The 25,620-nt window shown below is 60.4% G+C and carries 19 protein-coding genes; 3 read left to right on the top strand and 16 right to left on the bottom strand.

Translation table 11 applies throughout. The annotated features are described in order from the left end of the window. Positions 1 to 16: 16 nt before the first annotated feature. The 6 genes from V6B15_RS14305 to V6B15_RS14280 form a co-directional block, all read right to left on the bottom strand. Positions 17 to 400 (bottom strand): copper-binding protein, encoded by a 384-nt coding sequence (locus V6B15_RS14305; protein ID WP_228135259.1) that lies wholly within the window; start codon positions 398 to 400, stop codon positions 17 to 19. Further along, positions 379 to 3,546, bottom strand: a complete 3,168-nt coding sequence (locus tag V6B15_RS14300; RefSeq protein WP_050600427.1) for an efflux RND transporter permease subunit — start codon at positions 3,544 to 3,546, stop codon at positions 379 to 381. Before V6B15_RS14300 ends, V6B15_RS14305 begins: the two co-directional genes overlap by 22 nt. After that, positions 3,543 to 5,054 carry an efflux RND transporter periplasmic adaptor subunit gene (locus V6B15_RS14295; RefSeq protein ID WP_050600428.1) on the bottom strand — a complete coding sequence of 504 codons (1,512 nt, stop codon included), beginning with the start codon at positions 5,052 to 5,054 and terminating at the stop codon, positions 3,543 to 3,545. The genes V6B15_RS14300 and V6B15_RS14295 overlap by 4 nt, the downstream gene beginning before the upstream one ends. Continuing rightward, positions 5,051 to 6,265, bottom strand: coding sequence for a TolC family protein (locus V6B15_RS14290; protein WP_228135260.1), 1,215 nt, complete (start codon positions 6,263 to 6,265; stop codon positions 5,051 to 5,053). Before V6B15_RS14290 ends, V6B15_RS14295 begins: the two co-directional genes overlap by 4 nt. 138 nt (positions 6,266 to 6,403) lie before the next feature. After that, positions 6,404 to 6,754, bottom strand: coding sequence for a hypothetical protein (locus V6B15_RS14285; RefSeq protein WP_063612670.1), 351 nt, complete (start codon positions 6,752 to 6,754; stop codon positions 6,404 to 6,406). Positions 6,755 to 6,867: 113 nt separating this feature from the next. Continuing rightward, the gene (locus tag V6B15_RS14280; protein ID WP_050600430.1) at positions 6,868 to 7,311 is read right to left on the bottom strand and encodes a CBS domain-containing protein; all 444 of its coding nucleotides are present in this window, start codon (positions 7,309 to 7,311) and stop codon (positions 6,868 to 6,870) included. 346 nt (positions 7,312 to 7,657) lie between these two features. Here V6B15_RS14280 and V6B15_RS14275 point away from each other — a divergent pair, with 346 nt between their 5' ends. Beyond that, positions 7,658 to 10,198, top strand: a complete 2,541-nt coding sequence (locus V6B15_RS14275) for an NAD-dependent epimerase/dehydratase family protein (RefSeq protein WP_334201701.1) — start codon at positions 7,658 to 7,660, stop codon at positions 10,196 to 10,198. Between the two features lie 801 nt (positions 10,199 to 10,999). On the opposite strand, the gene V6B15_RS14270 is transcribed toward V6B15_RS14275, so the two are convergent. Next, positions 11,000 to 11,617, bottom strand: coding sequence for a cation transporter (locus V6B15_RS14270; protein ID WP_050600433.1), 618 nt, complete (start codon positions 11,615 to 11,617; stop codon positions 11,000 to 11,002). 74 nt (positions 11,618 to 11,691) lie between these two features. Between V6B15_RS14270 and V6B15_RS14265 the strand changes: the two genes are divergently transcribed. Continuing rightward, positions 11,692 to 12,090, top strand: coding sequence for a MerR family transcriptional regulator (locus V6B15_RS14265; protein ID WP_334201700.1), 399 nt, complete (start codon positions 11,692 to 11,694; stop codon positions 12,088 to 12,090). Continuing rightward, on the top strand, positions 12,087 to 12,413 hold the full coding sequence (locus V6B15_RS14260; RefSeq protein ID WP_050600435.1) for a YnfA family protein: 327 nt from the start codon (positions 12,087 to 12,089) through the stop codon (positions 12,411 to 12,413). The genes V6B15_RS14265 and V6B15_RS14260 overlap by 4 nt, the downstream gene beginning before the upstream one ends. Positions 12,414 to 12,659: 246 nt before the next feature. Here the strand turns inward: V6B15_RS14260 and V6B15_RS14255 are convergent, their stop codons facing one another. The 9 genes from V6B15_RS14255 to V6B15_RS14215 form a co-directional block, all read right to left on the bottom strand. Continuing rightward, a complete protein-coding gene (locus V6B15_RS14255; protein ID WP_050600436.1) occupies positions 12,660 to 14,912 on the bottom strand; it encodes a TonB-dependent receptor family protein in 2,253 nt (750 codons plus the stop codon). Between the two features lie 440 nt (positions 14,913 to 15,352). Further along, positions 15,353 to 16,312, bottom strand: coding sequence for a cation diffusion facilitator family transporter (locus tag V6B15_RS14250; RefSeq protein ID WP_050600437.1), 960 nt, complete (start codon positions 16,310 to 16,312; stop codon positions 15,353 to 15,355). After that, positions 16,312 to 17,199 (bottom strand): hypothetical protein, encoded by an 888-nt coding sequence (locus V6B15_RS14245; protein WP_050600438.1) that lies wholly within the window; start codon positions 17,197 to 17,199, stop codon positions 16,312 to 16,314. The genes V6B15_RS14250 and V6B15_RS14245 overlap by 1 nt, the downstream gene beginning before the upstream one ends. Positions 17,200 to 17,374: 175 nt before the next feature. Further along, on the bottom strand, positions 17,375 to 18,397 hold the full coding sequence (locus tag V6B15_RS14240; protein ID WP_050600439.1) for a sodium:calcium antiporter: 1,023 nt from the start codon (positions 18,395 to 18,397) through the stop codon (positions 17,375 to 17,377). Further along, positions 18,394 to 19,023, bottom strand: coding sequence for a cation diffusion facilitator family transporter (locus tag V6B15_RS14235; protein WP_050600440.1), 630 nt, complete (start codon positions 19,021 to 19,023; stop codon positions 18,394 to 18,396). The genes V6B15_RS14240 and V6B15_RS14235 overlap by 4 nt, the downstream gene beginning before the upstream one ends. Next, a complete protein-coding gene (locus tag V6B15_RS14230) occupies positions 19,020 to 19,391 on the bottom strand; it encodes an STAS/SEC14 domain-containing protein (protein WP_050600441.1) in 372 nt (123 codons plus the stop codon). Before V6B15_RS14230 ends, V6B15_RS14235 begins: the two co-directional genes overlap by 4 nt. 440 nt (positions 19,392 to 19,831) lie before the next feature. Beyond that, positions 19,832 to 23,128, bottom strand: coding sequence for an efflux RND transporter permease subunit (locus tag V6B15_RS14225; protein WP_050600442.1), 3,297 nt, complete (start codon positions 23,126 to 23,128; stop codon positions 19,832 to 19,834). 22 nt (positions 23,129 to 23,150) lie between these two features. Next, on the bottom strand, positions 23,151 to 24,299 hold the full coding sequence (locus V6B15_RS14220) for an efflux RND transporter periplasmic adaptor subunit (protein ID WP_050600443.1): 1,149 nt from the start codon (positions 24,297 to 24,299) through the stop codon (positions 23,151 to 23,153). A gap of 11 nt (positions 24,300 to 24,310) precedes the next feature. Beyond that, entirely contained in the window at positions 24,311 to 25,498 is a 1,188-nt protein-coding gene (locus tag V6B15_RS14215) for a TolC family protein (protein ID WP_269420624.1), read from the bottom strand. Positions 25,499 to 25,620: the final 122 nt, after the last annotated feature.

Raw genomic sequence — 25,620 nt, 5'->3', positions numbered from 1 at the left:
ACGCCGCCCCATCGTTTCACTGCTTCGTGATCGACGTGATCACACTGCCTTCAGGACCAGTACGAAACTCGAAGGAAATTCCCTCACCGACGCTGACATCACTCCGCAGTTGCTCGTCTGCCTCGAACGCCATCGTCATTGCCGGCCAGTCAATTGCGGCGACCGGGCCATGCTCGACGGTGATCGTGCCAGCTTCGCCATCGATGGCGGTGACGGTTCCCTCAGCGCTGGCGGTCTGCATCATGTCACCAGGGTCCATTGCCGACATGTCCTGATCATCCATCATCATGCCATCTTCAGCCATCGGCATATCGTTCATCTCAGCCATATCCTGGCCGGAATCACAGGCTGCCAGCGCCAGCGGGGCGGCCAATGAGGTCAAGAGGGTTGTGGTACGCATTTTTCTTCTCCTTCGGAGTGGTTTGGCCGATCTGGCCGGGGACGCCGCAACAACAGATATGCGGCGGGAAGTACAAACATGGACAAAAGCGGAGCTGTGATCATTCCGCCGATCATCGGCGCGACGATTCGGCTCATCACTTCGGAGCCAGCCCCAGTGCCGATCAGGATCGGGAACAGACCGGCCAAGAGAACCGCCACGGTCATCGCCTTGGGCCTCACTCGCAGCAAGGCGCCTTCGCGGATGGCGGCAGAGACTTCCTCTGCATCTGCATTCTCGCCGCGCCGGTCCAACGCGGCTTTCAGGTAGATCAGCATGATGACGCCGAATTCCGCAGACACACCGGCCAGCGCAATAAAGCCGACAGCGGTTGCGACGGACTGGTTGTACCCCATCAGGTAAAGCAGCCAGAAGCCACCGGTCAGCGCGAATGGCAACGTGCCCATGATGAGCAGCGCCTCGTCGAACCGGCGGAAGATCAGATAGAGCAGCAGAAATATGATTGCGAGCGTCGCCGGGACGACAATCTGCAGGCGTTCATAGGCACGTGTGAGATATTCGAATTGCCCGGCATAGGACAGGCTGACACCCGCTGGCAGATCGACTTCTGCGGCGATGACTTCCTGCAAATCGCCAACCACCGAGGTAAGATCGCGTCCGCGCACATCAATGTAGACATAGCTTGTCGGTCGGCCCTGCTCGCTCTTGAGCATGGGCGGGCCGCTGGTCACGCTGACAGCAGCCACGGTGCCAAGCGTAATCTGCTGACCCGACGGGGTGAGAACCGGCAGGTTACGCAGCTCGTCCACGCTGTCACGAATTTCGCGCGGATACCGCACGTTGATCGGATATCGCGCCAGCCCCTCCACGCTGCGGGCCACGTTTGCACCGCCGATTGCGCCAGATACGATCTGCTGGACGTCGGCGATGTTGAGGCCGTAGCGGGCTGCTTCCAGCCGGTCGATATCGACATCGACATAGCGGCCTCCCGATAGCCGTTCGGCCAGTGCAGAGCTCACGCCCGGAACGTTCTTGGCGGCTTGTTCGACCTGGAGCGCAACTCGTTCGAGCTCGCCCAGGTCTTCTCCGGAAACCTTGATCCCTATCGGGCTCTTGATCCCTGTAGCGAGCATGTCGATCCGGTTGCGAATTGGCGGGACCCAGACATTGGCGAGGCCGGGCACCTGCACGGCACGATCCAGTTCCTCGACCAGCATGTCGGGCGTCATGCCCTCGCGCCATTCCTCGCGCGGTTTGAAGCGGATGGTTGTCTCGAACATGGTGAGCGGGGCGGGGTCGGTGGCGGTGTCGGCACGGCCGGCCTTGCCGAACACGGTTTCGACTTCCGGTACGGTCATGATCAGCCGGTCGGTGCGCTGGAGCAGCGCCGACGCCTCGCCGGGTGACAGTCCGGGCAGGGCGCTGGGCATGTAGAGAAGGTCGCCTTCATCGAGCGGTGGGAGAAACTCACCGCCGAGCCGGGAAAAGGGAACAAGCGTCGTCAAGAAGATCAGACCGGCGATGGCCAGCGTGGTCTTGGGGCGGCGCATAACCCAGTCGAGACCGGGTCGGTAAGCGCGGGTCAGCACGCGGTTAACCGGATTGCTGTCCTCTGCAGGGATCTTACCCCGGATCAGCCAACCCATCAGTACTGGAACCAGAGTGATTGAAAGGATCGCGGCAGCAGCCATGGCATAGGTCTTGGTGAAGGCGAGCGGCGCGAAGAGCCGTCCTTCCTGCGCCTGCAGGGTAAATACCGGCAGGAACGACAAGGTGATGATCAGCAGGCTGAAGAACAACGCCGGGCCGACTTCCTTCGAGGCATCGGTGACGATACGCCATCGCTCGTTGACGGACAGAACCGCATCGGGATTTTCCTCAGTCCACCGTTCGATGTGTTTATGGGCATTCTCGATCATGACCACCGCCGCATCGACCATCGCCCCGATCGCGATGGCTATACCGCCGAGCGACATGATATTGGCGTTCACTCCCTGAAAGCGCATTACGAGGAAGGCCGCGAGCACACCCATAGGCAGCGTCACGACCGCGACCAGAGCCGAGCGCGCGTGCCACAGGAACAAAAGGCACACCAAGGCCACGACGATAAATTCCTCGATCAGCTTGGTGGTCAGGTTTTCGACCGATGCGTCGATCAGTTGCGAGCGGTCATAGGTGGTGACAATCTCCACCCCTTCGGGAAGGCTCGCCTGCAATTGTTCGAGTTTGGCTTCCACTGCCGTAATCGCGCTCCGCGCGTCGGCTCCCTGCCGCAGGATGACGATACCGCCTGCAACCTCGCCTTCACCGTTCAGCTCGGCGATGCCGCGCCGCAGTTCCGGACCGATCTGGACATTCGCGACATCGCCGAGCGTGACCGGCACGCCGCCCGCTTCGGCGCGCAGCGGAATGCTGCGGAAATCCGCCAGAGTTCCGAGATAACCCGATGCACGGACCATATATTCCGCTTCGCCCATCTCGACAATTGAGCCGCCAGTTTCCTGATTGCCCGCCTGAACTGCCCTGACAACCTGCGCATGCGTCACACCCAGCGAGGCCATACGGTAGGGATCGAGAACGATCTGGTATTGTTTGACCATGCCGCCAACGCTGGCGACCTCGGCGATCCCGGGTATGGTCTGCAACTCGTAGCGCAGGAACCAGTCCTGCAAGCTGCGCAGCCCGGCAAGGTCGTGTCCGCCGCTACGGTCCACCAGTGCATATTCGTAGATCCAGCCGACCCCGGTGGCATCGGGCCCGAGCGTACTCTGAACTACTTCGGGCAGCCGATTCTGGACCTGGTTGAGATATTCGAGAACCCGCGAGCGCGCCCAGTAAAGATCGGTTCCGTCTTCGAAGATGACATAGACATAGCTGTCGCCGAAGAAGGAATAGCCGCGCACTGTTTCGGCGCCGGGGACCGACAGCATGGTTGTGGCCATCGGGTAGGTCACCTGATCCTCGACAATTCGGGGAGCTTGTCCCGGATAGTTCGAGCGGATCACCACCTGCACGTCGGACAGATCGGGCAATGCATCGACCGGTGTTGTCCTCACAGCCCAGAAACCGGCCAATGCCAGCCCGATCGCCGCCAACACCACGAAGAAGCGATTGGCAATCGAGCTATCGATAATGCGCGCAATCATTGGCCGGTCTTTCGGATCGAGACAATGCGGGGCCCGGTGTCGGCCTGCGCAAATGTGAAGGAAACCCGGTCACCGCGCGCGAAACCGCGCAGTTGCTCTGGCCCCTCGGTGGCGAAAGGCATGGTCATCGCTGGCCATTCGAGTGCAGGCACCGGGCCGTGCCGCAGGGTCACACTGCTTGAGGTGATACGCTCAATTGTACCGGTTGCCCTATAGGTTTGCGGCTCGTCGGCCTCGCTTGACGTCTGGTCTCGGGTCGCCGCCGATGGGGCCTGATCGACAGGACGCACATCGATACCGGTAAGACTGGCTTCGGAGTCGAGCAGGAACTGGCCCGAAGTAACGACCTGCTCGCCCGCAGCAAGGCCAGCAAGGACTTCGGTGCGCCCGTTCGCTTCGCGGCCGATGCGAATTTCTGCGGGGCGATAGCCGCCGCTTTCCTGTGCAATCATCACAAGAGTCCGCTCGCCAGTGCGAATGACCGCTTCCGAAGGAACCAGCAACGTCTCACGTCGCTCAGGTGCCAATGTGACTTGCGCGAACATGCCCGGTTTGAGCCGAAGCCCTAGATTAAGCATGGCGGCCCGCACGGTAATCGTCCTGCTTGTGTCCTGCGCGCTCGGCAGGATGGCGATGATCCGTCCAGCAAATCGCTCGCCAGGAAAAGCTGTGAGCGTCGCGCTGACCGGCTGCCCGACGCGGGCGCTTCCGGCCAATGCCTCGGGTACAGCGGCTTCGAGCCAGATCGGGCTGTAGCCGCTAATTTCGGCAAGGCTTTGGCCTGCCATGACGGTCATGCCCGGCCTTATACCGAGCGATGTGATTGCGCCCGATTGCGGCGCGGTGACGGTAATCGTCGATTGAGGTCTGCCGCTTCGAGCGACTGAGGAGATCACGCCTTCCGGCATACCGAGCAGTCGCAACCGTTGGCGGGCAGCATTGGTAAGCGCCGCGTCTCCTGTTGCCGCTACGGCAAGGAATTCCTGCTGGGCACCGCCCCATTCGGGGATCAGCAGATCGACGATCGGTGCACCTCTTGTAATCAGGTCTTGCGGCGCGTGACCATATGTCCGCTGCACAAAGCCGCCCGCGCGCGGCTGCACGATCGCTACTTCGCTACCGTTATAGGCGAGCGTGCCAGTCACACTCACATCCGGTTCCAACACGCCGTATTCGGCCTCGGCAGTGCGAATTCCGAAATTCTGCACTTGGGTCGAGCTGATACTGACGCCCTCGCCCGCCTGCGCTCCGCCTCCGGCACATTTTGGGACCAGTTGCATATCCATGAACGGAGATTTGCCCGGCTCATCGAAGCGCTGGTCGGGCACCATCGGGTCGTACCAGTAAAGCACTTCGTCGCAGCCGGTGTCGGCACCGAGCTCTTCGCCGCTGCTATCTCCGCCGAGCATCGACAAGCCGTATCCGGTCGCCAGACTGACAAGGGCGATGGCTGCGGCGGTCGCATAAGTGCGCTGGCGCGGCGTAAAACGTTCGAAAGCGGCGTTCATGGCCTGTCCTCCCCATATGTAAGACGTAGAGTTGCAGCGGCTTCGACAGCCATCTGTTCGCGTTCAAGGATCTCGAGTTCGAGCAATGCCAGCGCAGATTTGGCCGCGATCACATCGACGAGGTCTGCACGGCCAGCAGCGAAGCTGGCGGTCTCGAGCTCGGCACGGTCGCGCGCGAGCGGAAGAAGCTGATCACGCGCACGTTCCCACTGCTGCAGTGCGCTGCGCCACGCAGCCAGATCGGCTTCGAACCGGGCCCTGATCACTCTCAGGCGATCGACGCGCTCGGCCGAGGCGGCAGCGGCGTCTGCTTCGGCTGCCGCGATGCGCGGGTTCTGCCGCCTGTCGGTGAAGATGGGTAAAGTGACCGATCCCATGACCGATACGGCACTGCCGAAATCGGGATTACGGTGGCCATAAGTCACGCTGACACCGAAATCAGGTCGCTTTTCAGCGCGTGCCAGATCGGCTGCAGCTTCGGCACGTCGCTGCTCGGCATCCGCCAGACGCAATTCCGGATTGGCCTCCAACGCGAACCGAAGCTCTTCCGGGTCCACGGTAACTTGGGGAGCGCCCCCCGCAGCGACGGGCTCGCTTCCGGCGATATATCGCTGCAGCCGGGCACGCGCGGCTGCGCGCGCGGCCTCGATCCGGGTAATGGCATCCTCGATTTCGAGAAGCTCGCGCCGGATCGCAAGGCTTTCGGCAGGTCTGGCCGATCCCGAAGCGACGGCACTGACTGCGACCGGAACGAAGTCCCTTAAGCTGTCCAGAGAGTCGCGCGCAAGAGCGAGGCGCTGCTGAGCATAATACAGGCCAATCCAAGCCGTCCCGGCCTCGGCGAGGATGGAACGTTCGGACAAGCCAAGACGGGCTTCGGCAATACCGATTTCGGATCCGGCAAGGCCGTATCGTGCTCGCCGCCTGGCAAGATTGGGAATTTCCTGCTCGATGCCCACCGCGAGCTGCGTCGGCAATTGCGCATACGGATTAAATGCAGCGGGTCCGGTGACCGGCAAGTTCATCACGCCTGCACGAACGCGTGGATCGGGCAATTCGTCCGCTGCGTCCGCAGCATCGCGCCTCGCCTGTACACGCAAAGCGCCCGCTTCAAGCATGGGCTGTTCCGCCCGCGCCGCCGCAAGGGTTTCTTCATAGCCGACCGACTGCGCTTGGGCAGCCTGCGCGACCAGCAGGGCCGAAAACGGCACCCAACCAATTCGCCAGTTCATAAATCTCACTCGTGCAGAGCGAGCTGACGACATAACATGCCGCACCGGCGAAGACCGGTTCGTGCGGCTGCATCGTTCGTCAGTCTCGCAAAAGTCGCAACGCGCCTTCAGGGAAAACTAGACGGTGAGGATTGGTTTTGGAGGAGGCGATTCCGGTCGCGGTGGATCTGTTTCAAACCACGGGGCCGCAGAAACAAGGTAGCTCGGTACCAAACGAAGGGGCGCACCCTCCATTTCAGTCGCATTCGACAGAGCCAAAGGCGGCAAGCAATTCATGGCAATCACGCAATCGAGCGTCATGCTGGAACATGGTCCTGCCGGATCGGTGGATGTATCGTTATCGGCCATCTCGGCACAGTCGCTCATCTCCGCCGCCTCGATCTGAGGAAGGGCTGCCGCATTCGCTCCAACCTGGACAAAGAGTCCGAAGCCAAAAAGGATCAAGGTCAAGGTACGAATGAACTTCACCGGCCCGAGATAGTCGGGGGCGAGGCGATTGACAAGTAACGAGCGATTGCGGACGGGGACCGATCAGATCGCCCCGTCCGCTTTATCCGCGTAAAATCAATAGTCTTGTGCGACTAGCAGCATCCCGCCGAAGCTGGCTCCGAACTGGCCTCCGATACCTCGCGCACGAGGTCGCCGGTTTCCTTCTCAGCTGCGCTTCTGGCGATATCGGCCTGCGCAACGATGCCGCAGCATTTGCCTTCGTCATCGACCACCGGAAGCCGCCGAACCTGATTGTCTTCCATCTTGGTGCAGCATTCGTCGACGCTTGCATCGGCGGTGACAGTAACAGGTGATGATGTCATCACCTCCTCAACGCGTTGGTCGGAGGAATTGCCTTTGGCAACACAGCGGCAGGCGATGTCCCTGTCGGTCACCACGCCCACCAACGCACCGGAATCATCGACAACGGGGATTTGGCCGCAATCATTATCGACCATCAGTAAAGCTGCCTCTTGCACGGTGCTCGATGGATTGCAGCATGCGGGGTTCGATGTCATTACGTCTTGGGCCTTCATGTCGCCTCCTACTCTTCGAAAATTGTAGTTTGATATGACAGAACTACGGTCTCCCCTTACCATGTGTTCCTATTTCAAAGCCGACTCGTTGGTCTTTCGCGCTGGTCCGTATTATCGGCTGCCGAGGAAACCCGAGGCTCGGCAGGAAGGGTGCCGTTAGTTAAATCCAATGCCCGCTCGCTGCGGAAATTGCTCTCGATGTGAGGGAAATCGATCGTTATTTCGTAACAGGGAGAAGGACTGCGTTTTCCCGCACGCTTTCGGGTTGGAAACTCTGTTAGATTGAGGTTTTTAGGCACCGCTCAAGGGTCGTGAGGTCGTTCAAAGTCGAAGCAAGGATCATATCTTGACTGACAACTCCGATAAACCTGTCGTGATCGTTACTGGCTCGAGCGGCTATATCGGCTCAGCCATCGTAAAGAAGCTTGCAGCGAGATACCGCGTGATCGGATTCGACCGCGACGCCGCTCCCCATCCCCCGGCAGAGGCCGAATGCGTCTGTGTCGATGTCACCGACCAGGCGAGCATCGATGCCGCCTTCGAACGCGTTCGAACCGCCTATGGCAAAAGGATCGCCTCCTTCGTCCACCTTGCTGCCTATTTCGATCTTACCGGTGAACCGAACCCCAAATATGACGAGGTTACGGTCATGGGAACCGGCCGATTGCTCGAAGCGCTGCAGGATTTCGATATCGACCAGTTCGTGTTTGTCAGCACGATGCTGGTCCATGCCCCCATCAGGGGCGGCGGGCTGATCGACGAGACTTCGCCGCTGGACACGGATCTGCCCTACCGCGAATCGAAAGTCCGCACCGAGCAGTTGATCCGCGAGAAGCGTGGCGACATCCATGCGGTCTTCGTGCGGCCTGCGGGCGTATACGACGATGAAGGCCATTCGGCGTTTCTTGCCCAGCAGATCGCGCGCATTTACGAAAAACGGCCGAGCGCCCGCGTCTATCCCGGTGACCTCGACACCGGACAGCCATATTTGCACCTTGAGGATTTGCTCGACGGGATCGAGCGCATCGTCGACCGGCGGAGCGAGCTTCCCAGTGAATGGCCGGTTCTTCTCGGCGAAGATGACGTGATGTCCTATGGCGAACTGCAAAAGTCGCTTGGACGCCTGATCCACGATGAGGACTGGACGACGCGCACGGTGCCGAAGGGACTCGCCAAGACCGGTGCCTGGGTCGAAAACGAAGTGCTTGGCGAAGAGGCTTTCATTCGGCCGTGGATGGTGGACATTTCGGACGACCACTACGAACTCGATCTCAGCAATGCGCGGGAAAGGCTGGACTGGACGCCGCAGCACAGGCTGAGGACCGCGCTCCCGCGGATCGTCGAAGGTCTGAAAGCCGATCCTTCGGCCTGGTATGGCGAGAACAAGCTCAATGCCGCGCGGGTGGCCGGCAGCAATTTCGATGAAGCCGATGAGGCAGAGCCTGCCCCGCTAAGCGAAGATGCTCTGGCGGACCACGCCGGTCACATGCGCAAGATGCATTTCAACATGCTCTGGGTTCATTGGTTTACGATGTTGCTCGGCCTCTGGCTCGCGACCACCCCGTTTGTCTTCGGGACCTTCGACCAGAGCGAATTTACCGCTGCAGTCACGCGCATAACCGAGGATCGCGATCTTTGGGACCCGGCGCTGCGAAGCTGGCTGACAGCCTGGAACGATGTCGTGAGCGGCATCCTGATCATGGTCTTTGCGGCCATCTCGCTCTCGCCGCGCGGAGGTTGGGCGCAATGGGCCAACACCTGCATCGGCATCTGGCTGCTCGGCGCCCCGCTGGTGTTCTGGACGCCCGATGCCGCCGTCTATGCCAACGATACCTTTGTCGGCGCGCTGGTGATCGCCTTTACCATTCTCGTACCGATGATGCCCGGCATGGCACCCGAAGGCATGATGGATGATACCGACGTACCGCCGGGCTGGACCTATTCGCCTTCTACCTATGTCCAGCGCATGCCGATCATTATCCTCGGCGCCGTCGGTTTCTTTCTTTCACGTATCCTCACGGCATATCAGCTCGGCCATATCGACGGCGTGTGGGAGCCGTTCTTCGCTTCGCCAAGCGCGCTCAACGGGACCGAATACATCATTACCTCCGATGTCTCCAAGGCCTGGCCGGTGGCCGATGGCGGCATCGGTGCGATGAGCTACATGTTCGAGATCCTGATGGGCGTCATGGGCGGCAGGGCCCGCTGGCGGACCATGCCCTGGATGGTGACACTGTTCGGCATCGTCGTCGTGCCCCTCGGCGTGATCAGCATCTACTTCATCATCATCCAGCCGATCATGATCGGCACCTATTGCACGATCTGCCTCATGGCGGCGGCCGCGATGCTGATCATGATCCCCTATTCGCTCGACGAGCTGGTCGCGATGGGCCAGTTCCTGGTTCTCAACACGCGGCGCGGGCGACCGTTCTGGCGCTCGTTCTTCCGCGGCGACGCGCTGCCAGGCGGCAGCAAGGACTCACATCCCGGTTTCGATGCTCCGCTCGCGGCGATCGGCGGTTCGGCGGCGCGCGGGGTCACGGTCCCATGGACATTGGCCATCAGTGTGCTGATCGGTGCTTTCCTGATGTTCTCCAGGCTCGTTCTTGGGAATGTACCGCCTCTTGCTGACAGCGACCATCTGGTCGGCGCGCTGGTCATCACGGTATCGGTAATTGCCATGGCGGAGGTCGCAAGGCCATTGCGCTTTCTCAACGTCGCGTTCGGTGCCTGGCTCATCGTGGCTCCGTGGCTTATGGACGGAGGCGCCAGTACTGTTGGCAACGTTGTCGGTACGATGCTCGGAGCGCTTCTGATTGTACTGAGCCTGCCAAGAGGGCGTCGGAGCGACGAACATTACGGAAGTTGGGACCGGTTCGTTGTTTAGCGGATCGGCATGGCGATGGTGGAGCCAATGCAATAGGATGGTGAGCTTTGGAGCCTATTAATACGGGTAGGCCCGAAGCAGTGTGGCGGGGCGCGCATCCCGCCCTGTGGATCGCCATTTTCGGCGGACTGATTGCCTTCGCCTGGGAAATGTTCCAGCTCCCGTTCTACAGCACTGACGGGCTTGGTCCTGTTGAAGCCGCATACCGATGTGGTCTGGCATCGTTCGGTGACGCGGGTATCATGGTGGCGGCCTATCTGGGCGCCTCGTTGGGAAACCGCCGAACACCTTGGCTTGTCGACTGGCCAATATCCCGCTTCCTTATCTATCTCGCCATCGGTCTCGCGATAACATCCGTGGTCGAAATATTGGCCGTTGGGGCTGCCTGGGGCTGGACCTACAGTCCCACTATGCCGCTAGTCCCTGGGACAAAGATCGGACTCGTTCCCATAATCATGTGGGTTCTTGTCCCGACCGCGACCCTTTGGCTCTCACGAAAAATGGGACTTGGGTCAGCCTAGTCGAAGCGAGCGAAAGTGATTCCTAATGAGCAGCGGTCGCCGGGATGAGCAGCGCGACGAATTGCATCAAGACTGTCACCATCAGGAGAGACAATCGTTACCCGGCCGCCGAAAACATCACCGTCTCCGGAGTCCACCGCAAGGATGGTTTTGATGGACCAGTACTCATGCGGTCACCTGCAATAATTGAAAGCGGTTGGCCTTCAATGGGCTTTGAAAGGAAGTTAGCGTAAGCCAGCAGAGGTCGTGCTATCACGTAACTGCCTGTCGGAGTCCCTTCTCAAGCAGAGCGCAACTCACCGCGCGCTTGACCGAATACCTCAATACTGCCCCAAATTGCTAGGCTGGCCATAATGGCGGCCACGACCAGGTCGGGCCACGCGCGCCCGGTTCCGAAGACACCCAGCGCCGCGCCCAGAACCGCTACATTGCCGATCGCGTCGTTGCGCGAGCAAATCCACACCGAGCGCATGTTGGCATCACCCGTGCGAAACCGGAACAACATCGCGGCAACTGCGAGATTCACCGCAAGCGCGACGGTTCCGATAATGCCCATGGTCCCGGCGTCCGGCGAGGCACCGACAAAGAAACCCCAGATCGCGGAGCCAAGCACCCATAGCCCGAACGCCAGCATGGTCGCTGCTTTGGCAATGGCTGCGCAAGCGCGCCACGCAAGCGCCATTCCGGCAACGCAGAGACTTATGGCGTAATTTGCCGCATCGCCCAGAAAATCGAGTGCGTCAGCCTGCAATGCACGCGAATCAGCAGCAAGGCCCGCCACGATTTCGACGCTGAACATAACCGCATTGAGAATGAGAGCGATCCACAGGATACGGCGCCACAGCGGATCATTATTCGCCTCGACGTCCTCGACAGGACCGCAGCAATTTTTTCCCATTCGCTCGACTCCTTGTGTCGAATCGATTTATACACCTTGTAGTCGCTACAAGGTCAAGCGATCGAGGGAAGCCTATGCGGATCGGTGAACTCGCCCGCGCGGCGGGCGTAAAAGCGGAAACCATCCGTTACTATGAACGCGAGGGCGTTCTCGCGTCCCCGCCCCGCACACAGGCCAACTATCGCGACTACAGTCCTAAGGACGCCCGGAGGCTGAATTTCATTCGCCGCGCGCGCGACCTGGGGTTTTCCATGACGCGCATTCGCGAACTTCTCGAACTGGCCGACGACCGGTCGCGGGCCTGCCATGCGGTCGACACGCTGGCACGAGCGCACCTGGGCGAAGTCAACCGCAAGATTGCCGATCTGGAGGCTCTCCGAAGGGAACTGCGCCGGATGCTGGAAAACTGCGAGCAAGGAACGGTCGGCACCTGTCTGGTCATTGAAGCGCTCGCCGAGGGGACTGAAGCGTGAACGCGATATGGATCTATCCCCTTGCCGCGCTCGCCGAGATTGCGGGGTGCTTTGCGTTCTGGGCCTGGTTCAGAATGGACAGGAGCGCCTGGTGGCTCCTTCCCGGAGTATTGGCGCTCGTGTTGTTCGCCTATCTCCTTGCTCGCATTGAGGCGGATGCTGCAGGGCGAGCCTTCGCCGCCTATGGCGGCGTCTATATCACCGCGTCGCTTGGCTGGCTCTGGCTCGTCGAAGATACACAGCCGGATCGCTGGGATCTGCTAGGAGCATTGATCTGCCTCGGCGGTGCCACAGTCATCCTTTTCGCGCCACGCGTGGCCTGAAAGATCGCGACGAATCCCTGATACTGAAAACACCGGTCGACTTTTCAGGGATACGATTGTCGTTCGAGAACCAGGATTCGCGGACGAGCTCACCCCCAGGCGTCCGCAACAGTCTTGGTGGGGAGTTCCGCCCTGCCCAATCCCGTCTGGCATTCGATCTAGGGTCAGCTTTCATCTCAGTTCTCGCCTCCAAGCACGCAAAATGAAGGGGGCGCGAACATCAACGCCAAAAGCCTCACGCGGAGTTTAAAAACTGACCCGAGCACCACCCACAATGCGCCGCGGAACCCCTGGTCGCAGACCGAACGGGCGCCTGCTCACGGCGTATTGATTGTCGAGAACATTGTCGACGCGCGCAAACAGGGAGAACTTGTCAGTCAGCGCGTAACTTCCCGCAATATCGAAGACGATGCGATCATCGATCCTCTCGTTTTCAGCAACGGCTCCGCTTCCTGGATTGTCGCGCAACTCGGAAACGTAGTTGGCGCCAACGGTAGCCGCCGCACGTCCCATGTTTACCCCCGCTTCGACATAGAGCTGATGGCGCGCGATGTACGGCAGGTCATCGCCTTCGTTTACGTCGCCAAAAAATTCGCTGTCGAAGCTGCTGTCGAATTCTGCATCCGTGAACGTGTAGGCAAGCGAGAGCGGGAACGAGACCGAATTGGAAAGGCGAGGTTCAACCGCCGCCGACAGTTCCAGCCCTTTGACCGTAACCGCGCCGCCATTGAACTGATCGCCAATATCACCGACGCTGCAGCCCACGGATTGAGTGCAGTTGCCCAGAAGGTTCGAGTAGTCGTTGTAGAAGCCGATCGCGGAGACCTGGACCTTGTCGCTCCGATAGCGGACCCCGGCTTCGTAGTTCCAGCTTTCCTCGGCCCGTGCATCAGGATTGCCTGGACCGGGAGGTGAGAAACCGCGCGACACACCTGCCAGCAATATGGCATCACCCAACTCGTAGGTGGCGCCAAGACCTGGCAACCACTGATCGATATTGGTCTGACGGACACGTGTCGGCCCATTTGAGCGATCCGGGTCCGACCCGGCATAGTCGAGCCGGGTCAGGTCAATCCCTTCATACCTCAAGCCGGGAGTCAGTGTCAGGGCACCGATCTCGATCCGGTCCTCGATATAGAACGCGATCGCCTTTGCTTTCGCTTCCCGGTTGGCTTGCTGACCAAGATCGGTCTGCCGTTCGAAGACGAGATCACCCCCGATCTGTGAGTAGAATTCCTCGTTTTGCAGCCTGTCTTCCTCATCCTCGTGGTAGCGGACAGATACGGCAAGGTTGTGCCTCGCGCCGCCCATCTCGAAGGGGCGCTCAAGCGAAATCTGAGCGCCTTCGCTGCGATAGACGCGGTTGTTGTTCCGTATGCGAACCGCGCCCTCGAAGCTATCCGCCCCGCGCAAGATGCTAAGCGCCCCGGCATTGTCCTCTGGATTAACGAAAACCGAGCTAATTGAATCGAAGCTGCCATCGCCGTCGAAGTCGATATCCTGGAGCTTGGACCAGCTGCGGGCAAAGTCGTTCCGGTACAGCGTAGCTGTGATCCTCGTTCCGTCAGAAAATGCCAAGCTGCCGGTAACGCGATATTGATCGTGCTCACCGGAAAAAGCGTCGCGCTGGCTTGCCGCATAGCGACGATAGGGCTCCGCGGCGAAATCGGTGTCGGCAAGTCCAAGGTACGTCTCGTTGGCTTCAAGGTCCGATCGGCCATAGACGAATTCCAGTCGCGCCTCGACAGGCGCGTCCGGTGCTGTGTGAACAGCCAAGCGTCCACGGTAATCCTGTCGCTCGAAACCGGTGTCGGCGTCGGGAAGCCCATCAATCGTCTTGAAGCCGTCGCTGCCCTGCTGGTAGGTTTCAAGCAGCGCGCCGACGTAGTCCGTGTCTCCACCGACCCAGGCCTGTCCCTGATAATAGTCGCGCGACCCGTATTGCCCGGAAGCGTAGCCAGCCAGCCCGTCGGTCGGAATGTCGGTCGACCGAAGATTGACCGCCCCGCCGATCGTACGGGGCCCATAGCGAATGGCGGCAGCCCCTTTCGTGACTTCGACCGCCTGCATGCGCCCGATGGCCGGGAAATAATACGCTGCCGGCGCGGCATAGGGAGCAGGCGCGATCAGCACGCCGTCTTCCATGAGCGTGATGTTGCTCGAACGCTCGACCGGGCTGCCGCGCAGACCGATATTCGGGAATAAGCCGAACCCGTCTTCCTCCTGCGTGTTGACGCCGGGGACCTGTCGCAGAACGCGATTTACATCCCCGTGATCGAACCGGCGCAGATCCTCGCTGTCGATAAGATCGGCCGATCCCGCGATACGGTAGGGATCGATCCGGCCGCCGACCACAATGATCGAATCCACCGGGTTCTCCCGGCGCTCGTCTGCAATCTGTTCGGCGCGCACCTCTCCGTCATCAGGCCCGGTAGTCTCTTGTGCCACCGCCGGTGCGGACAAAGCGATTGCGAGGGACGAGACGGCAGTACGATACATAAAAACTTCCTGTTCTCCGAGTGTGGAAATCCGGGCCCTAACCTTATTGCACTTGCCTCGCAAGAGCAAAAACACGCTTTGGGAAAACTTCTCGGCAGCGCTCGTGCGGGTAGCTGTGCAGCGCAGCGCGGGGGATTTGCGACACCGATGAGGCAAGGATGTGGTAATTTACCTGAGCTTCAAAGAGTAAGCCTGCGGTCGGCTGTTTTCCTTTGTAACCGAGCAACTGCAACGCTTTTAACACCTTGCGCAGCGCGGTCCTTTTTGCACGAGCAGGGCCAGGCCGATGGCAAGCCCGACAATCCTCGCAAGCCTGAGTTAGGGTTGTTCAACGAACACTCGTACGCACCCAAACCTTGCGGCCGAGCTTTGACGGCCCGGGTTTCCGGTTTTTCAGCAATTATCGTGGTCTGCAGACGTCATCGAATACGCACACAAATCTAAGGCTGATGGGGTCCGCCAACTTCATGCGGATGTGCGGTTTGATGCGCGGGAACGAGATCGGCTTCGCAGTCCGTTTCAAAGCACGCTTCGAATGTCGCATGCTCAATTTGAAATTCTTCTTTCAACATCGACCTAGCCCGGCCCTTCACTTTCTCGAATTGCTCAAGTGAAGCGCCTTCAGGGGTTACATGCGTTTCCAGCGCCCGGTGATGCTCGCCGATCGACCAAACATGAACATGATGTACTCCGTCGATCCCATCCAACTTTTCGAGTGCCAAAACGATCCGATCAAACTCCAGCTCGTCGGGAACCGCGCCCATCAAGAGCCGGACTGTCCGCGGCATCAGGGTCACCCCCTGCCAGATGACATAACCGGCGATGATCAGGGTGATGATCAGATCCGCGATGTAGAGATCGTATAGCAGGATCAGCGCGCCAGCAACGATCACACCGACCGACGCGAGAGCATCGGAGACGTTGTGCAGAAAGGCCGCCTTCATGTTGATGCTGTCATGCGAACCGCGATAGACGATGAAGGCAGTCACCAGATCGATGACCAGCGCTATGCCCGCCACGCCTATGACGGTCCATCCCTCGACCGGTTGGGGATCGGCGAACCGGTTGATTGCCTCCACCAACAGGTAGAAGCCGATGATAAGCAGCGTCGTGAGGTTGATGAGTGCGGCGACGACTTCGCCTTGCGCATAACCGAAGGTCATAAGTTTGTCGGCGGGTCGCCGCCCGATTTTGCGCGCGAACCAGGCCAGGCCAAGCGAAGCCGCATCGCTGAAATTGTGCAAGGCGTCGGCTATGAGCGCGAGCGACCCTGAGACGATCCCGCCAATGATTTGGGCAACTGTAAGCAAAACGTTGATCGCCACTGCAAAGATCAGCTGGCGATCGCTGAGATTTTCTTCGCCGTGACTATGTCCGGCGTGACCGTGGGATTGCTCCATTACTCGCGTCCCATTGTGAAGGGTTCAATGCTAAACGCGACTGCCGGTCGCTCTGCGGGATGCTCCAAACCCGAATTCGGAAGATCCACCGCGTCTGATAATTCATCAAGCCCGGCGAAAATGAGTGCGAGAAGGGCGAACCCGACGAGAAAAACAAGAAGCGATTTGAAGTGCCCCGCTGTGTGTGCCGCTTGATGAAGAAGCAAAGCTCTTACCGCCGCAGCCAGGAGCAACCCTGCAAGGACGGTGAGGAGCCAAGGCAGCCCGAAACTATCGACACTGTGTACCATCCAGAATGCCAACAGCGCAGAACCGATGAAGGCCAGAGCGAGACCGACCTGTAGCGCGATGCGGTCCATTCGGCTTGAGCTAGCGGCTATGAACCTGGAGCCAATCTGACGACTGACCAAGACATTCGCCATGGCCAACCCTGCCGCGGTGACTATTGCCAAAGTCACGGAAGCGGCTGCTGCAATACCGAGGGTCAAACCATAGCCGATCAGATCGACGATGGAGAAGATCGACGATACAGCAACATTGGACAAATCCTCGTCATGATCATGCTGCTTTCTTTTGCCGTCCGCGAAACGGCCTCTGAGATAGCCGGCTGCCTTGCACAGAAGAACATAGGCTCCTCCACCGAGCAAAAAGAGCACAGGGATGGCCCAGCTGTCGACTGCCGATTGGACGAACGGCGTAACCGCTAGCGCAGCGGTCGCAAACAGAACGCCCGCAGCAGCAGGATACAACAGATCGGACCGGCGCAATCCCGCCCCCACACGTTCGACCCACAACGTCCCTACGACCAAGCCGGTGCTTGCGAATATCGCAAGAAGCAAAACATGCGATCGGCTTTGTGTCTCAAAGATAGTGTCGAAAAGGCTCATTAGCTTTTCAAACCCCGTACCGCCGGAAGTTCGTCTGCGACTTTCTTCCGCGCGACAGGCAAATCTCCATCAAAATCTTTTCGGGGAGATGTCCTCATAAGCAAGGGCTGATCGTCATGATCCTCTTCGCGGTGGCTATGGCCGCTCCGTTCACCCTGATCTCGGTTGTCATTGCTCATCCGGCTCCTCCGGAGACTTGCAAAGGCTTCACCCACAGGAATATTACGGCAATAAAAGCCGCATTGGCTGCCCAGAACGCGAAGATGTGCCATCGACCAAAGCCTCTTTTCTCTTCGTCTCCCAACGAAAGAAAGAGAGCGTATAGCGCGGCCATCAGCACGACGAACGCGAGACTGACCCAGAAGAGTTGAAAATTCTCGATCGGCGTTCCGATGATGGTGAGCGGGATGAAGGCGAGCGTCATGGTCACGACATGGTCGCCGATCACGCTTGTGCTGGCGGAGGTCACCTGACCGGAGCGCGCGACGCTCCAGGTCGTGAACACCTCGGGCAGCGATGCGACGGCGGCAGTGATGAAAAGACCGCCGACGATATTCGGGATGCCGAGTGCGCTCACGATCCTTTCGGTCGAGAATACGGTGAAGTAGGCCCCGACCGCCAGGGCGCCGACGCCCGCTATGGCCATCCATTTCTCCTTTAGACTCCACTCTACCTCCTCTCCCTTCTCTCGGCCCCGAACGAGAGCCTGAAGGAGATAGGCGAGATACGCGATCAGCAGCAGCCATCCATCGATCGGCTGCAACCCGCGCCAAGGGGCGGGAAGCGTCAGTAGAGCGAAGACCGCGAGGATCGCCAGGTAAGGCAGCGCCTGGACGGTAAGAGCCCCCTTATCGACCGCGACGTAATGATCACGACGATGCTTCTTGTGCTCCTTGTCAGCACCTTCAAGGGCCCCTTTACGGGTCGCCAGATAAGCGGTCGTCACGATCACCGGAATCACCAGAACGGTCGAACCCAGCATGGCGCCAAGGCCGATATCGGACACATCACGAGCAGCGCTCGTCACATTGATGCCCATCTCTGGCGAAGCGGCGGCTAGACCTAAAAAGGAGCCCCCCGCCGCGACGGAGAACCCCCATTGCTTGCGTAATTTCTTGAGCGGTGCGGACAGGCGTTCCGCGCCCCAATGAGCGGCCCAGACGGCGGCGAGGAGAACCGCTGCCCAGACCGCGATCACTTGCGCCAGCCCTCGTGCTCTGTGCCCTCTTCCTCATGGATGTCCATATGCGCATCGCGCAGGATCTCGATGCCGCCGTAGATCGCTATGCAGGCCACACCGATCCCGACGACGAGATCGGGCCAATTCGATCCGGTGAAAAACACTACGATACCCGCTATGATAATCCCGCCGTTCGAAACGAAATCATTCAAACTGAACGTGGTGGCTGCACGTAAATTGACATCCTTATTCTGCAAACGTTTCAGCAGGTAAAGGCACCAGAGGTTCACCGCACCGGCAACCAGCGCCATCACCATCATGACGCCGCCGATCGGATCCGAACCCTCCATGAAGCGCCGGATGGCATCGAGAATCACACCGCCTGCGAACACAAGCAGCATGACCCCGGAAAAACGCGCGGCTCCGCGCTTCCAGACCCGGGAGCGGGTGAGCGCAAGCAGGCTCAATGCATAGACAATCGCGTCCGACGAATTGTCGAGCCCATTGGCAATCAGCGCGTTGGAATCGCCGATTACCCCGGTGATGAAAAACCCTATCGCAATCGCCACATTGAGCCAGAAAACGATCCAGAGAGTGCGGCGCTTTTCGGCCGAATCGAGGTTGAGTTCGCCTTCGCCGCTCATGACGCATTCCTTCCGTCTCTCGCCCAGCTTTCGGCGGCAACCCGCTCGACAGGTGTGAAAAACCTCATCTCCGCGCGGAATAGCGGATCGAAAAGCTTGGTGCCCCACTCTTCCCAACTACTATCGCCGACCATCGCGATCCGGCCGAAGCTGTCCTTGTGCTTCGCATCGAATTTCAGGTCGCGCCAGAGACCGCCCATATCCCAGCCAGAAAAGTCGGGAGCAAGTTCGATAAGCATCGGAACCGTCCCAGGAACTCGCGCCGCGACGCGCTCGAAAAACGGAACGAAGCGGTCATAGTCGCTATCGGAAAGCGTTCCGTCCGCCCTGATGAGCAACAGACCGTTATCTTCGATTGCGGTGAGCATGGCGATTTCTCCTCTTGAATGTTCCGCGCGACCGTCGAGCGGCTTTGGCGCGTCCTCTGGACAGCGGTAAAAGATGCGCTCGAAACCTCGATAGTTGCAGGTGAAGGGCCGTCCCGGGCTACAATCTTCGATCGTAAGATGGCGCACTTGCATTGGCCGCGCATGCCGTTCGAAGGGCTTATGGTCATGGTATATGCGATGGCCTCACCCTCATCGCGCCAGATGCCGACAGCGGACAGATCACCGTCCGAAGGTTGCACCTCTGCATAGAAGCCATCGGCGAAAAACACCCACGCCGTGCCCGTATCGCAGCCGGGCGTTCTGCCGAGGCTCCGCGCGCCCGCAATTGAGTCCGATACCGGATCGCTTCGAGACTTGTCAGTCCCGAAGCGATCTGAGGCAGACAAATTGACCTAGCTAACTTCAATTAGCCCTCCCCTTCAAGTAACATCCCGAAGTTCTTTACGTTCCTCAGGCGTGACGTTGCGACGCAGGCGGTCCCACCATCTTTGGCGCCAGCTTCGCTTCTCCTTGCCATCATCGAGTACCAGGCGAGCGATCGCTGGCAAAACGAACAGCGTGAGCGCAGTGGCTGTGATCAGCCCGCCGATAACCACCGTAGCCAAGGGACGTTGCACCTCAGCACCTGTTCCTGTGGCAATCGCCATCGGCACAAAACCCAGCGACGCCACCAACGCGGTCATGAGCACCGGTCGCAGTCGCGCCAGCGCGCCATCGGCAATCGCCTCATCCAGTGACATCCCGCTGTCGAGTCGCTGCCGGATCGCGGTCATCATGACGAGACCGTTGAGCACCGCCACGCCGGAAAGCGCGATAAAGCCGACCGCTGCCGACACCGAGAATGGCAAGCCTCGCAGCGCCAGAGCGAACACCCCGCCAGCCAAGGCCATGGGAATGGCACTGAACACGGCAAGCGCTGGAACCCATCCACCCAAAGCCATGAACAGCAAGAGGAGAACCAGAGCGAAGGCAATCGGGACGACGATGGTGAGCCGCGCCTGCGCTTCCTGCAGGTTCTGATACTGTCCGCCCCATTCGATGAAGGAGGCCGGCGGCATATCGACGCCGGTCGAAACCCTTTCCTGCGCTTCCTCAACAAAGGAGCCGAGATCGCGCTCGCGTACGTTGGCCGAGACGATCACAAGCCTTCGGCCCTGCTCTCGCCGAACCTCGGCAAGGCCATCGACGACCTGAAAATCGGCCAATGTCCGCAAAGGAACGGTGACCCCGTTTTCAAGCACGATCGGGAGCGCGCCGAGCTGGTCGAAATCGTCGCGCGTAGCATCCTCGAGGCGCACGACAACATCGAAACGGCGATCGCCCTCGAACACCAGTCCTGCTGGCCGCCCGCCGAGCGCGATAGCAACCGACTGTGCCACTTCCTCGACGGTCAGACCATAGCGCGCGATGGTCGGGCGATCGAAGGCGATGTCCAGCGTAGGAAAGCCGGTCACCTGCTGCACCTTCACGTCCGCGGCGCCTTCGACACCTCCAAGCACGCCCGCGACCTCGCCCGCAGCTTCGGTGAGCGCAGTGAGGTCATCGCCGTAGAGCTTGACCGCGACATCGCCGCGCACACCGGCGATCAGCTCGTTGAAGCGCAGCTCGATAGGCTGGCTGAACTCGTAGAGATTGCCGATGAGGCCTCCGAGCGCGCTTTCCATTTCACCAACAAGCTCATCTTTCGGCAAATCGGGATCGGGCCATTCGTCGCGAGGCTTCAGGATGACATAAGCGTCCGAAGCATTGGGGGGCATTGGATCGCTGGCGACTTCGGCCGTGCCCGTCCGTGAGAACACAAGATCAACTTGGGGAAACTCTTCGAGCCGGTCTTCGACCCGCCGCTGCATCGCCAGCGAGCGTTCGAGCGATGTCGAGGGGATGCGCAAGGATTGCACCGCGATGTCGCGTTCATCGAGCTGCGGGGTGAACTCGCTGCCCAGAAAGCCGAACACAAAAACCGCTACTGTGAAGAGACCAACCCCGGCACCAATCATCGGCCAGGGCCGCGCAATGACCTTGCGCACGGCGGGACCGTAGCGCTCTTTGGCCCAGCGAATGGGCTTCACCTCCTTTTCGGTCAGCTTCTTGTTGAGCAGGACCGCAATCATCGCTGGCACGAAGGTCAATGAAAGAACGAAGGCCGAAGCCAGCGCGAGCATCATCGTGATCGCCATGGGCGAGAACGTCTTGCCCTCGACCCCGGTAAAGGTCAGCAGCGGCGCGAAGACGAGGAAGATAATCGCCTGACCGTAGACGGTCGGTTTGATCATTTCCTGCGCTGCGAGACGCGTTTCGGTCAGCCGCTCACCCAAGGTAAGCAAGCGTCCTTCGCGATGTTGCCGGGCCGCAAGCCGGGCGACGCTGTTCTCGACAATGATGACCGCACCATCGACGATCAGCCCGAAGTCGAGCGCGCCCAGGCTCATCAGATTACCTGAGACACCAAGCCGGTTCATCCCCACCGCTGCCATCAGCATCGAAACGGGAATGACCAGTGCGGTGATTATGGCGGCGCGGATATTGCCGAGCAAGAGGAACAGGACGGCGATCACGAGCAATGCGCCTTCGAGCAGGTTCTTTTCGACGGTGGAGATCGTCGCATCGACTAGTGAGGAACGATTGTAGACAATCTCAGCGACAACTCCGTCCGGAAGCGATGCGCGGACCTCTTCAAGTCTCTCGGCAGCACCAGCCGCAACGGTCCGGCTGTTCTCGCCCGCGCGCATCAACACGGTTCCCACCACCGCCTCTTCACCGTTCAGTGAAGCAGCACCGGTTCGCAGGTCGCCGCCGATCTCCACATCGGCCACATCGCCGATGCGGATGGGCACGCCCTCGCGGGTCGCAATGACGGCTTCTTCGATGTCGGCAATGCTGCCCAGCCTCGCGTCCACGCGGACAAGCAGGGCTTCGTCGGCACGATCGACGAAATTGGCGCCTGCCGCCAGATTGGCGGCTTCTAGAGCATCGATGAGTGAGTCGAATGACAGGCCATAGCCGGTGAGACGTGCCGGATCGGGCTGAACAAGGAATTGCTTTTCGAACCCGCCAATCGAATCCACGCCGGCCACGCCGTCGATCGAGCGCATCAACGGCGCGACCACCCAATCCTGCACAGTGCGCAGATAGGCCGCCTTAGCCACCTCACTCTCGAGGCGGTCGCCGCGTTCGGTGATGAAGCTGCCATCGGACTGCCAGCCTGTGCGGCCACCAGTGGTCGCACCCTTGCCACCGGGATGCTCATACTCGATCGTATACATCAGCACTTCGCCAAGGCCGGTGGAGATCGGCCCCATGGTAGGCTCCGCTCCTTCGGGCAATGAAGCGCCAATCGGCGCGAGCCGTTCGTTCACCTGCTGCCGGGCGAAGTAGAGGTCGGTGCCCTCCTCGAAAATCGCGGTGACCTGGCTGAAGCCGTTGCGCGAAATCGATCGTGTCATCTCCAGGCCTTCGATCCCGGCAAGTCCGGTTTCGATGGGGAAGGTCACCTGCGTCTCGACCTGCGAAGGTGAGAGCGCGGCAGCGCTGGTGTTGATCTGGACCTGCGTGTTGGTGATGTCGGGAACCGCGTCGATCGGCAGGCGCACCAGATTGAACGCTCCGTAGATCGCTGCGAACACGGTCAGGACGATGATCGCCCAGCGGAAACGAACGGCGACATCGAGGATGACTCCGATCGGGCCGTGACGGTGGCTACCTTCGTCCGAAGACATGGGAGAAGATGCCGTGGTTTGATCAATGGCCATGTTCTGCGCCCTCCTTTTCGAGCTCGGACTTCAACAGGAAGGCATTGGCAGTCGCGATCCGCTGACCGGGCTCGAGCCCGGAGAGGATCGTCACCATTCCGGCAGACCGGCTGCCGATCTCGACCTCCCGAGCCTGAAATCCGCGTCGTGTCCGCACGAAGACAACATCGCGTCCTTCGAGCACCTGCACAGCATCTTCGGGTACCGCGATACGGCTCTGGTCCAATTCGCCCGAGGGGCGAATACGCGCCTGAAGGAACGATCCGGGCTGCAGACCGGGAACGGCGCGCGTCAAGGTAAGAACCGCTGTCGCGCTACGGCTCTCGGCATCGAGCGAAGGCGTTACCGACCGGACGCGAGCGCCGATCTCCCTTCCATCGCCGAGGATCAACGCAGCCTCGTCGCCAGGCTGGATGCGTGAAGCATCTTCGGAAGGCAGCGCAACCTCGATCTGCAAGCCGCTGGGATTGACCACGCTGTAAAGCTCCTCCCCGGCGTCGACGAACGAGCCGAGCACGATTGGAGCGGCGGTCACACGGCCCGAAAGCGGACTGGTGACAGCGAGCGAGCGTCCATCGCCGCTCACGCCTGCCGCGGCGACGGCCGCCTGCGACCGGTTCAGTTCGGAACGGGCAACGTCAAGATTGGCGCGCGCCGCTTCGAGATCCTGGCGTGCGGTCACGTTGGCTTCGAATAGCCGGCGCTCCCGTTCATAGGCCGCCGAAAGCTCGGTTACGCGGGCGCGGGCGGCACTAAGCTGGGAAGCGAGTGCAGCCGCATCGGCGCTTTCGATCCGAGCGACGGTCTCGCCCTGCCGGACATAATCGCCAAGCGTCTTGCCAACGCTGCGCACGACACCGGAAGCCCGTGCATCGATGCGTGCGCTGGCGGTCGGACTTGCCGCAACCGTTGCAGGAAATACGAGTTCGACAGCGGCACCCGTTTGCACCGCTGCGACCTCGATCTCGGCGGTGCGGATCTGCTCTTGCTCGATTAGCACGAGCCCCTCGGGCAGTTCTGTCTCTGCGACCTCTTCGTCCGCGTGGGTGTCGACCTGGCTGTCAGGCCAGAACATCAGCATCAAGGCCGAAACAAGTATGACAATTCCGGCGATGATCGCCAGTCTTTTGCGGTTCATTTTGGTATTCCTCATTGTGCGGCCAGCCTGATCAGTTCGGCGGCAGCTTGTCCCCGGTCTTCTTGCGCAGCAATCAACGCCTCGCGAATGGCATCGCGCGCTTCGGCTGCGCTCAACACTTCGATCAACGGAAAACGGCCATTGCGATAACCGATGCGGACGAGCCGAAGAGCCTCCTCGGCCTGGGGGAGTGATGTCGTGGAAAGCGTCTCGACGCGCGCTTCGGCAGCAAGATATTGCGATCGTGCGCGCGTCACGGCTTGCTCGAAATCGGCCAACGCTACAGCCTCGCGAGCATTGGCGGCGCGCAGCCTTGCTTCGGCTGCAGCGATATTGCCCTGATTACGATTCAAGAAGGGAAGCGGGATCGAGACACCGAGAAGAAAGGCACTGTCATTGCTTTCCTCGAAGCGTCGAACACCGGCGGAAACGACGGGATCGGGAATGCGCAGGCTGCGCTCACGATCGATCTCGGCGGCGGCGGCGGTGCTTTCCGCACGCGCCACTCGCAATTGCAGACCGCTTGCTGTCGCCATTACAGCACCGGGCGGTTCGATCCCGGGGAACCTGCTCGGAACAAGCGGCGGCGCCCCCTGATCGCCCCATAGCGAGGCGAGGGCCGTTCGGGCTGCAAGACTTGTCGCTTCGGCGGCCTGAAGTTCGGCTTGCGCTTCCGCCAAGGCCGCTTCGGCCCGAAGAGCACGGAGCGGGGGCTCGCGCCCGACTTCTACGAGGAGACCGGCAATGCGGGCGAGCTCTTCGTTTCGCTCAACCACATCGAGGGCCAGTTCGACGCGCGAGGCTGCTGCAGCCGCTGCTACGTAGCGTTCACGGACAAGAAATCCGAGTTCGGCCCCCGCAAGGTCAGCCCGCAGATCCGCCAGCTGTGCCTGCGCCCGGGCAGCCTCGACGCGTGTGCCGCGTTTACCTCCAAGTTCGAGCCGCTGTCCGACAGCAAGCGTATATTCGGTGGCGCTTAGCCCGGAGAAGGCCCCACTCCCGGCGATGTTCTCGACCTCGAGCGATATTTCAGGGTTGGGCCGCAACCGCGCCTGTCCGACAAGAGCCTGCGCCGCCTCGGCTTCCGCTCGAGGGCCGACGATGCGCGGGTTTAACTCGGTGTTAGCGGGTTCGGCAACCACGCCTGTCCGGCCCAACGCCTCGTCGAGCGTCAGAAGCTCCCGCTCCTGCGCTGCCACAGGCGTGACAATTGCGGCGAGGGTTAGCCCTGCTATCAGGGCCCCTCGCCATTTGATGGCTGGCATTTTTCAAAACTCTCTCTGCTGACAAATCGAAATGCGCTGCGTCAAGCAGCGCAGTG

It is taken from the genome of Qipengyuania sp. Mu-71 (assembly GCF_036867055.1).
GTDB lineage: Bacteria > Pseudomonadota > Alphaproteobacteria > Sphingomonadales > Sphingomonadaceae > Qipengyuania > Qipengyuania profunda.
This window is presented reverse-complemented; position numbering and strand designations above follow the sequence as displayed.